The 8,883-nt window shown below is 61.0% G+C and carries 11 protein-coding genes and 1 pseudogene; 9 read left to right on the top strand and 3 right to left on the bottom strand.

The features are described 5' to 3' along the window. A pseudogene (locus tag NW809_RS08500) lies at positions 1-187 on the top strand (2,3-bisphosphoglycerate-independent phosphoglycerate mutase); the annotation flags it as partial. A 13-nt stretch (positions 188-200) separates the two neighbouring features. On the opposite strand, the gene NW809_RS08495 reads toward NW809_RS08500, so the two are convergent. Both NW809_RS08495 and NW809_RS08490 read right to left on the bottom strand, forming a co-directional pair. After that, the gene (locus tag NW809_RS08495; protein ID WP_099812972.1) at positions 201-515 is read right to left on the bottom strand and encodes a hypothetical protein; all 315 of its coding nucleotides are present in this window, start codon (positions 513-515) and stop codon (positions 201-203) included. Next, positions 512-1,096 carry a DUF3177 family protein gene (locus NW809_RS08490; RefSeq protein ID WP_099812974.1) on the bottom strand — a complete coding sequence of 195 codons (585 nt, stop codon included), beginning with the start codon at positions 1,094-1,096 and terminating at the stop codon, positions 512-514. The genes NW809_RS08495 and NW809_RS08490 overlap by 4 nt, the downstream gene beginning before the upstream one ends. Positions 1,097-1,441: 345 nt before the next feature. On the opposite strand from NW809_RS08490, the gene NW809_RS08485 reads away from it, so the two are divergent. The 8 genes from NW809_RS08485 (at position 1,442) to NW809_RS08450 (ending at position 7,519) form a co-directional block, all read left to right on the top strand. Then, on the top strand, positions 1,442-1,993 hold the full coding sequence (locus NW809_RS08485; RefSeq protein ID WP_228375272.1) for an ATP synthase subunit I: 552 nt from the start codon (positions 1,442-1,444) through the stop codon (positions 1,991-1,993). Between the two features lie 5 nt (positions 1,994-1,998). After that, positions 1,999-2,745 carry a F0F1 ATP synthase subunit A gene (atpB, locus tag NW809_RS08480; RefSeq protein ID WP_011430933.1) on the top strand — a complete coding sequence of 249 codons (747 nt, stop codon included), beginning with the start codon at positions 1,999-2,001 and terminating at the stop codon, positions 2,743-2,745. A 229-nt stretch (positions 2,746-2,974) separates the two neighbouring features. Continuing rightward, a complete protein-coding gene (gene atpE / locus NW809_RS08475; RefSeq protein ID WP_011430931.1) occupies positions 2,975-3,220 on the top strand; it encodes an ATP synthase F0 subunit C in 246 nt (81 codons plus the stop codon). A gap of 94 nt (positions 3,221-3,314) precedes the next feature. Continuing rightward, positions 3,315-3,788 (top strand): F0F1 ATP synthase subunit B', encoded by a 474-nt coding sequence (locus NW809_RS08470; protein WP_011430930.1) that lies wholly within the window; start codon positions 3,315-3,317, stop codon positions 3,786-3,788. A 35-nt stretch (positions 3,789-3,823) separates the two neighbouring features. Continuing rightward, positions 3,824-4,384: a F0F1 ATP synthase subunit B gene (locus NW809_RS08465; RefSeq protein ID WP_049749774.1), complete on the top strand. Its 561-nt coding sequence runs from the start codon at positions 3,824-3,826 to the stop codon at positions 4,382-4,384. Positions 4,385-4,400: 16 nt separating this feature from the next. Next, positions 4,401-4,949 carry an ATP synthase F1 subunit delta gene (gene atpH / locus NW809_RS08460; RefSeq protein WP_011430928.1) on the top strand — a complete coding sequence of 183 codons (549 nt, stop codon included), beginning with the start codon at positions 4,401-4,403 and terminating at the stop codon, positions 4,947-4,949. A 59-nt stretch (positions 4,950-5,008) separates the two neighbouring features. Further along, a complete protein-coding gene (gene atpA / locus NW809_RS08455) occupies positions 5,009-6,529 on the top strand; it encodes a F0F1 ATP synthase subunit alpha (RefSeq protein WP_011430927.1) in 1,521 nt (506 codons plus the stop codon). 45 nt (positions 6,530-6,574) lie between these two features. Further along, complete coding sequence (locus NW809_RS08450) at positions 6,575-7,519, top strand: F0F1 ATP synthase subunit gamma (protein ID WP_011430926.1); 945 nt, start codon at positions 6,575-6,577, stop codon at positions 7,517-7,519. A gap of 115 nt (positions 7,520-7,634) precedes the next feature. Here NW809_RS08450 and NW809_RS08445 read toward each other — a convergent pair. Then, positions 7,635-8,883: ABC transporter permease (locus NW809_RS08445; protein ID WP_414401937.1), on the bottom strand; the 1,249-nt coding region annotated here is incomplete at its 5' end.

Genomic DNA, 8,883 nt, shown 5'->3' with positions numbered 1-8,883 from the left:
AAGGCGCAAGATCCCTGGTCGCGGTGGCGATGTCAAGCTGCGCTCTGGCGGCACCCTGGCCGATGTCGGCCCCACCCTGCTCGAGATCCTAGGCCTGCCTCAGCCCCCCGAGATGACAGGGCAATCTCTTCTGCAGCCGGCAGAATACACCATCCTGCAGCGCCAGCCCAGTCCAGTGGGGCGCTGAGACCGGGAATTGCTCACTCGGCCACGGGGATCCCTTCTTGGATCAGCCAAGCCCTCAACTCCTCCCAGGTTCGGTAGAGGGCCAAAACCTGCGAGCGCTCAGGGTGATAAGGAGCGCTCAGGCGCTCCAGTTGCAAAAAGCGAGCCTGGGGAGGGATCACCGCCACTTCTGGATCGGGGGGCGTAGCCCGCTGCAGGGAGCAGCTATAGCCACGGTAGATCAGCACCAAATCAGCTTCCCCCTCGCTTTCCACCTCCACCCGCAGCACCTCCTGGGGGTGGGCCTGGCTGTAGCGCTCCAGAGCCAGCGGCCAGGGCAGAGCACTCATGCCAGCTCCCCCCTGTCTGCGCCAGGCCGCAGCCGCCAGACAAAGTAGACGCTGTAGAGCAGGTAGGCCACCAAGCCCCAGGCCCCCACGCTCCCCAGCAGCTCCGGCGGCACATTGGGATGGAAAATTTCTCGAAACCCCAGCGGCGGCTCAAACCAAGCTCGACACTCTGCCGATAGGGAAGCCCGGAAGGCACAGGGCACAAAGGCCCCCGAAAAGAGGATCCCAATCCCCATGTAGCCAGTCAAGATCCAGCGCCAGAGCAAAAAAGCTCGCGCCGCCCCGCTTCTCGACTGCTCAAGGGCAGTGCTCCAATCCTGCCAGAACCACAGACCCATTGGGATCAACAGCCGCGCCATCGCCCCGCTCAAGAAACTGATGGGCAGACCGCCGATCATCAAATACACCGTCACCGCCAATAGGCTGGATACCCGCCAGTAGACGATCAAGAGCTGAATCAGAGGACGCAACCCCACCGCAAAGGCCCAAATTAGGAGAGCCAACGGCAGCACCACCGTCAGCGCTACAGCCAAGCTGTAGTCCACCCAGATCGCCTTGACCAGCCAACTCACTGGGATCATCCTCGCCCTTTCTTCTCACTGCCCCATAGTATATAGAGCAACAGAATCGGCGGGATCCACCTCAAAACAACAGGAGGTAACAGAAGATTGCAGCTTCTCAGCCACCCCAGGCAAAACTTTACATCCGCGGTCTTTCAGAAAGTTTTCCATTTTTGCCGTTGCCGATCCACGAAGGTGGTAAATTCTTAGAGGAACATCTCCGTCTGTCGAAGGGCTAGTCGTCTTTCGAGGCGATAGTTGCAAGGTTCCATCCCGCCCTGGCCTCGCCCAACTCGTTAAGTATTGTTACTTAGTCGTGTTATTTTGGGTTAAGGCCAGATCCTCAGAGGTGGTGACCTCATTCCCATGGCACGTTCTTCCCGACTCCTCTCCCACAGTCCTGCCCGTTGGAAGGCGACCCCGTGGAAGCCTAAGCCTTTGCCGCCCCTGGAGGAGGCGGCGCCTCCGCCACAGCAGGAGGCGGGTCTGGGCTGCCAGAGTGCGTTGCAGCCGTCGCTTGCCCCGGGCAAAGCGGATTTGCGGGAGAAGGCGACAACGGCTGGCAGGAGCTATGAAGCACTGCAGCTATGGTTGGTGCTGGTCACCTTGGGGGTGAGCCTGGCCATTGCGGTGGGGGTGGCTTTGGTTTACTCGCCGGCGGTGGCTGCCAATTATTTGCTGGGGGCAATCGTCGGCGTAGTCTATCTGCGCATGCTGGGCCGCGGCGTCGCGGAACTGGGCAAAAGTCGCAGCCGACTGGGGGTAACGCGTTTGGCTTTGTTTGTCGGGCTAATCGTCCTGGCCACCCAGGTGAAGTCTTTGCAGATTTTGCCCATTTTCTTGGGGTTCATGACCTACAAGGTCACCCTGCTGATTTATCTTGTTCAGACCTTGACCCGTTTATCTTCTTCTGCGTGATGCTCATGAACCTGTTCTTCTCCGCTCCTCCTCTGGTAGCAGAACTTGAGGTTGGTCATCACCTTTACTGGCACCTGGGCAAATTTACGGTTCACGGGCAAGTTTTGATTGCCAGTTGGATTGCCATCGCCCTGATCTTGACCGTGGTGCTGTTGGGGACTCGTCAACTGCAGCGGGAGCCCGCTGGTCTGCAAAACTTTATCGAGTACACCCTGGAGTTTGTCCAAAGCATTGCCCGTGCCCAGATTGGTGAGAAAAACTTCCGGCCCTGGGTGCCCTACGTTGGCACCTTGTTCCTGTTTATTTTTGTCTCCAACTGGATGGGCAATCTCTTCCCCTGGAAGTTGATTCCCCTGCCGGAAGGAGAGCTGGCCTCTCCCACCAACGACATCAACACCACCGCCGGCTTGGCGCTGCTCACCAGCGTCATGTATTTCGTGGCCGGTATCAGCAAGCGAGGGCTGTCTTACTTTAAGAAGTACATCGAGCCCACGCCAGTTCTGTTGCCCATCAACGTCCTGGAAGACTTCACCAAGCCCCTCTCCCTGAGTTTCCGTCTGTTCGGCAACATCTTGGCAGAAGAGCTGGTGATTGCGGTGTTGGTGTTGCTGGTGCCGTTGTTGATCCCGGTGCCGGTGATGATCCTATTTCTGTTTACGGGGGCCATTCAGGCTTTGATCTTCTCCACCCTCTCGGCCGCTTACATTGGAGAGGCGCTGGAAGGTCATGGGGGTGGGGATCACCACGATTGACCTGCGGAGGGAAGGTGGGGACTTCTACCCAGTTCAACGCCCCCTCTCCTTCAAAGGTCGTCGCAAGGGATCCCTTCTCTGGTAAGGTTTGTTGGGGCCGAGGGCTTGAGCCTGGAGGCCGCCGACAAAGAGGCGATCGGCTCGACTACTCCGGTCAGATCACCTCAAGCTCAAGACGCTGTTGCGTTCGTGTCAACATCTGTTTTGTAACGACAAGGAGCATCTTGCTATGGATCCGTTAACCTCTGCTGCTTCTGTGTTGTCTGCCGCTCTGGCAATTGGCCTGGGATCCCTGGGCCCGGGTCTGGGCCAGGGGAATGCTGCTGCCGCTGCCATGGAGGGGCTGGCCCGTCAGCCGGAAGCAGAAGACAAAATCCGCGGCAACCTGTTGGTTAGCCTGGCCTTCATGGAAGCCCTGACCATCTATGGCCTGGTGGTGGCGCTGGTGCTCTTGTTCGCCAACCCCTTCGCCTGATGTCTCTGGGGGCGGCCCGGATCAATAGCTCTGTTGCGCCGGTTCGCCCCCTGCCTTGTCCGATGTTGGATCCCGTTTCTGTTGGTGCGGCCCCATGATCTGTTCAACCCTGTTGGCCGTTGAAGCTGCCGAGAAAAATGGCCTCTTCGATCTCGACGCCACCTTGCCCATCATTGCCGTCCAATTTCTGTTGCTGGTGGCCGTGCTCAACTCCCTCTTCTACGAGCCGGTTACTCGGGTTATCGACAGCCGCAACGACTACATCCGCACCACCCAGGCGGAGGCCCAGGAGCGGCTGGACAAGGCGATGGCCCTGACCCGCCAGTACGAGGCTGAGATCGGCCAGGCCCGCCTCCAGGCGCAGCAGGTGATCGCCGAGGCGGAAGCGGCTGCGGCCCGTATCCGTTCGGAGAAGCTGGCGGCGGCCCAGGCGGAGATCCAAGCTAAGCTGGAGGCGGCGCGGCGGCAAATCGAGCAGGAAAAGCAGACGGCGCTCGAACAACTGCAGCAGCAAGTGGATGCCATTGCCGCCCAGATCACCGAGAAGCTGTTGGGCAGCGCCCGTTAAGTGGCCAGTTGAACATTCCTTTGGAGTAGCGCGTGATGCTGGTGTGGAGCCTTGTGCCCGCTTGGCTTTTGGCCGTTGCCGAGCCGGTGACGGAAGCCACTGAGGGTTCTGCAGAAAAGGGGATCCTGGATGCGATTCTGGAAAGCAACTTAATCAACATCGCCATCATCCTCAGCCTGCTGTACATTTTGGGCCGCCGGGTGGTGGGGGAAGCTCTGGCCAAACGGCGAGAAGGCATCCTCGAGGAGCTGCGCCAGGCGGAGCAGCGCAAGCAGGAGGCGATCGAGAGGCTGGCGGAGGAGCAGCAAAAGCTGGCGCAGGCTCAGCAGGAGGCGGAGCGCATTCGCAAACAGGCGGAGGCCAATGCGGAAGCCCGCCGGCAGGAGCTGTTGCAGCAGGCGGAGCGGGAGATCGAGCGGCTGCGCGCCAACGCCGAAAGGGATCTCTCTGCCGAACAAGAGCAAATTCTCCAGGAGCTGCGCCGCCAGATCGTGCGCCAAGCCCTGAGCAAGGTGGAGCAGGAGCTGCCGCAACACCTCAACGAGCAGGTGCACCAGCGCCTGATTGAACGGGGGATCCAGATGATTGCCCGCTAGGAGGAAAGGGGAAGTTATGATCAGCAGCACCATGGCCGCCAGAGTGGTGGATCCCTACGCCGAAGCCCTTGTTTCGCTGGCCTCTGCGCAGGGATTATTGGATACCTTTGAGGCCGACATCCGTTTCATTGCCGCGGTTGTGCAGGCCACGCCGGAGCTGGGCCAATTCCTCGCCAGTCCCCTGGTCAAGGCGGAAGCCAAGAAAAACCTGTTGCAGCAGGTGTTTGCCGACCAGATCCACCCGCTGCTGCTGAACGCGCTCAAGCTGTTGAGCGACCGTCGCCGTATTATGTTCCTCGGGGCCGTCTGCCAGCGGTTCTTGGAGCTGCAGCGGAAGCTCAAAAATATCGTCCTGGCCGAGGTGACCACAGCGGTACCTTTGACCGAGGCGCAACAGCAGTCGATCCGCGAGCGGGTGAGGGACTTCACACAAGCCAGCGGCGTGGAGCTCCAGACCAGCCAAGATCCCACGTTGCTGGGTGGAGTGATCATTAAGATTGGATCCCAGGTGATCGACCTTAGCCTGCGCGGCCAGTTGCGCCGGCTGGCGCTGCAGTTAGCCTAGATTGGCCGAGCGTTTTTCCTTAATTTTGGATCCCTTCCCATTCCCTCGAGAGGACTGCCATGCCTACAATTCGCCCAGACGAGATCAGCACCATCATCAAGCAACAGATCGAACAGTACAACCAGGAGATGCAGATCTCCAATGTCGGCACCGTCCTGCAGGTGGGGGACGGCATTGCCCGCATCTACGGCTTGGAGAAGGTGATGGCCAGCGAGCTACTGGAGTTCGAGGATGGCACGGTGGGCATTGCCCTCAACCTGGAGGAAGACAACGTCGGCGCGGTGCTGATCGGCTCCGGGCGCAACATCCAAGAAGGATCTATCGTCAAAGCCACGGGCAGAATTGCCAGCATCCCGGTGGGAGAAGCCCTGCTGGGCCGCGTGGTGGATCCCCTCTGCAATCCCATCGATGGCAAAGGGCCGATTCACTGCACCGAGACGCGCCTCATTGAGTCGCCGGCCCCTGGCATCGTCGATCGCCGCTCCGTCTACGAGCCCCTGCAGACTGGCATCACCGCCATCGATGCCCTGATCCCCATCGGGCGGGGCCAGCGGGAGCTGATCATCGGCGACCGCCAAACCGGCAAGACCACCCTTGCTGTCGACACCATCCTCAACCAAAAAGGACAGGATGTCATTTGCATCTATGTGGCCATCGGCCAGAAGCAGAGCAATATCGCCCAGGTGGTGAACATCCTGAGCGAGCGAGGGGCGATGGACTACAGCATTGTGGTGGCTGCCGGCGCCGACAGCCCGGCCCCGCTGCAGTGGCTGGCCCCCTATTGCGGCGCCACCATCGCCGAGTACTTCATGTACCAGGGCAAGCATACCCTGGTGGTCTACGACGATCTGTCCAAGCAGGCGGTGGCCTACCGGCAGATGTCGCTGCTGTTGCGGCGCCCACCTGGACGGGAAGCCTACCCAGGAGATGTGTTCTATCTGCACTCGCGCCTGCTGGAGCGGGCCGCCAAGCTGAACAGCCGGCTGGGCGAGGGATCCATGACGGCGCTGCCGATTGTGGAAACCCAGGCCAACGACGTGTCGGCCTATATTCCCACCAACGTTATCTCCATTACCGATGGGCAGATCTTCCTGGAGTCGGATCTGTTCAACGCCGGCATTCGCCCGGCCATCAACGTCGGCATCTCTGTCAGCCGCGTCGGCTCGGCAGCCCAGACCAAGGCGATGAAGAAAGTGGCCGGCTCGATCAAGGTGGAACTGGCGCAATATCGCGACCTGGAAGCCTTTGCCCAATTTGCCTCCGACCTGGACGAAGCTACCCAGAAGCAACTGGCCCGCGGCCAACGGTTGCAGGAGATCCTCAAGCAGCCGCAGTACTCGCCCCTGTCTTTGGATCAGCAGGTGGCCATCATCTACGCCGGGACGCGGGGGTATTTGGACGACATTCCGGTGGAGAAAGTCTCCAGCTTTAAGCAGGGCCTGCTGTCCTACTTGGGCACCGCCCATCCCAAGTATGGCGAGATCGTCCTCTCCACCAAGCAGCTTACCGACGAGGCGGAAGAGATCTTGAAAACCGCCATCGCGGAGTTCAAGCAAAGCTTCCTGGCCAAGGCGGCCTAGTTGCCGGGGATCCCCATCCAGTGACCACAGCAGAGAGGATCGGTTATGGCAAACCTAAAGCGGATTCGCGACCGCATCAAGGCGGTGAAGAACACCCGCAAGATTACAGAGGCCATGCGCCTGGTGGCCGCGGCGCGGGTGCGACGGGCTCAGGAGCAGGTGATGGCCACCCGTCCCTTTGCCGATCGCCTGGCCCAGGTTTTCTACCGCCTGCAGACGCGGTTGCGGCTGGAGGATGTCGACCTGCCCCTGCTGAAGCAGCGGCCCATTGAGACCGTGGGCCTATTGGTGGTGGCCGGGGATCGGGGCCTGTGCGGCGCTTACAATGCCAACGTTATCAAGCGCACCGAGGAGCGGGTGCGCGAGCTGCAGGAGACGGGGCAGCAGGTGCGGCTTTACCTGGTGGGCCGCAAGGCGGTGCAGTATTTTCAGCGCCGCTCTGCCCCCATCGCCAAGACCTACGTGAATCTGTCCCAGATCCCCACTGCCGCTGAAGCTGCTCAAATTGGGGATGAGCTGCTCTCCGCTTTCCTCTCCGAGAAGGTGGATAAGGTGGAGCTCATCTACACTCGCTTTGTCTCGCTGATTAGCTCGCGGCCAGTGGTGCAGTCGCTGCTTCCTCTGGATCCCACGCGCCTGGCTGCCCGCGACGACGAGATTTTTAACCTTCTGGTGCGCGGGGGAGAGTTCACCGTCGAGCGCAGCAAGATCGTGGCTGCTGTTTCCGCTCCGCCGCCGGACATGATCTTCGAGCAGGATCCGGTGCAGATTTTGGACGCGCTGCTGCCGCTGTACTTGAATAACCAGTTGTTGCGGGCTTTGCAGGAAGCAGCGGCCAGCGAGTTGGCGGCCCGCATGACGGCCATGAGCAACGCCAGCGACAACGCCACCGAGCTTATCCGCACACTGGGCCTTGCCTACAACAAAGCTCGGCAGGCGGCCATCACTCAGGAGATCCTGGAGGTAGTTGCCGGGGCTGAGGCCCTGTAAACTTCCCTCCAGTGACCCACTCCTGCACTCAAGCTGACGCATAGAGGGCAGCCTTCTCTAGCCCAGAAAAGCCAAGCGCCTCGCGCCGCGACCCTCACCCCCAACCCCTCTCCCTCTAGGAGAGGGGAGTAGGGAGACGTTTCATTTCATTTGAGGAGCCTAGATTGCGTCGCTGGGCTATCTGGGCGTTGAGCAGGATCACCGGCAAAATCCCCACCAGGACAATCGCCAAGGCAGGAGCGCCGGCCTCGGCCAGCCGTTCGTCGGCAGCCATGCGGTAGGTGTGGACGGCCAAGGTATCGAAGTTGAAGGGGCGTAGCACCATCGTTGCCGGCAGCTCCTTCATTACATCCACAAACACCAGCAGCATCGCCGCCAGGATCCCGCCTCCCATCAGGGGCAGATGCACCCGTAGCAAGGTGCCCAGGGATCCCTGCCCCAAGCTGCGGGCTGCTTCATCCAGGCTGGGAGGAATGCGCGCTAGCGTCGCCTCGACCGTGGCCAGGGCAACGGCCAAAAAGCGCACCAGGTAGCCAAACACCAACGCCACAATGGTGCCGCTGATCACCAAGCCGGGCGGCTGTTGCAGTACCACCTGCCGCAAGTCGCTCAGCAGTTGATCCAGCCGCCCTAGGGGAATCAGAACCCCCACCGCGATCACCACCCCGGGCAGCGCGTAGCCCAGAGAAGACAGCCGCACCGCCAGCCGCAGGCCCCGGACAGATCTCGCCTGCTCGAACCCTTGCAGCCGCAAACCGTACAGCACCACCACCGCCACCAAGACGGCAATCACCGCCGTGATCGTCGAGAGGAGAAAACTGTTCTGGGCGTAGCTCCAAAAGCGGCGGCCCAACTCTCCCTGGCGCAGAGTCATGTTGAGCAGGATCAGGGCCGGCACGACAAAGCCCAGCCCAATCGGGATCCCACAGGCCAGCCACGCCCCCACCGCCCGCATCCCCTGCAGACGGTAGCGGGTGAGGGACGGCTTGAACCCTTGGCGATAGTAGCGCGCCCGCCGGCGGGAAAATTGCTCCAGGGCCATCAGCAGCAGCACCAACAGCAGCAGCAGCGCCGAGAGCTGGGCGGCAGCCACCGGATTGCCCAAGGCCGTCCAGGTGCGGTAGATGCCGGTGGTAAAGGTATCGACCCCAAAGTAGCTGACCGTCCCAAAGTCGTTCAAGGTCTCCATCAAAGCCAGCAGACAGCCGGCCACGATCCCCGGCCGCGCCAGCGGCAAGGCCACTCGGAAAAAGCTGGCCCACGGCCCATAGCCCAAGGAGCGGCTCACCTCCAAACAGGCCACCGACTGTTCCTGGAAGGCCAGCCGCGCCGAGAGATACACATAGGGGTAAAGAGTGAGGACG

It is taken from the genome of Synechococcus sp. WC101, assembly GCF_047461555.1.
Lineage (GTDB): Bacteria > Cyanobacteriota > Cyanobacteriia > Thermostichales > Thermostichaceae > Thermostichus.
The sequence above is the reverse complement of the archived record's forward strand: the minus strand, read 5'-3'. Positions and strand labels throughout refer to the sequence as shown.

Coding starts and splice junctions, on each gene's coding strand:
- NW809_RS08495 (WP_099812972.1), bottom strand. CDS start 515: ATGAGTGCTCTGCCCTGGCCGCTGGCTCTGGAGCGCTACAGCCAGGCC.
- NW809_RS08490 (WP_099812974.1), bottom strand. CDS start 1,096: ATGATCCCAGTGAGTTGGCTGGTCAAGGCGATCTGGGTGGACTACAGC.
- NW809_RS08485 (WP_228375272.1), top strand. CDS start 1,442: ATGGCACGTTCTTCCCGACTCCTCTCCCACAGTCCTGCCCGTTGGAAG.
- atpB (WP_011430933.1), top strand. CDS start 1,999: ATGAACCTGTTCTTCTCCGCTCCTCCTCTGGTAGCAGAACTTGAGGTT.
- atpE (WP_011430931.1), top strand. CDS start 2,975: ATGGATCCGTTAACCTCTGCTGCTTCTGTGTTGTCTGCCGCTCTGGCA.
- NW809_RS08470 (WP_011430930.1), top strand. CDS start 3,315: ATGATCTGTTCAACCCTGTTGGCCGTTGAAGCTGCCGAGAAAAATGGC.
- NW809_RS08465 (WP_049749774.1), top strand. CDS start 3,824: ATGCTGGTGTGGAGCCTTGTGCCCGCTTGGCTTTTGGCCGTTGCCGAG.
- atpH (WP_011430928.1), top strand. CDS start 4,401: ATGATCAGCAGCACCATGGCCGCCAGAGTGGTGGATCCCTACGCCGAA.
- atpA (WP_011430927.1), top strand. CDS start 5,009: ATGCCTACAATTCGCCCAGACGAGATCAGCACCATCATCAAGCAACAG.
- NW809_RS08450 (WP_011430926.1), top strand. CDS start 6,575: ATGGCAAACCTAAAGCGGATTCGCGACCGCATCAAGGCGGTGAAGAAC.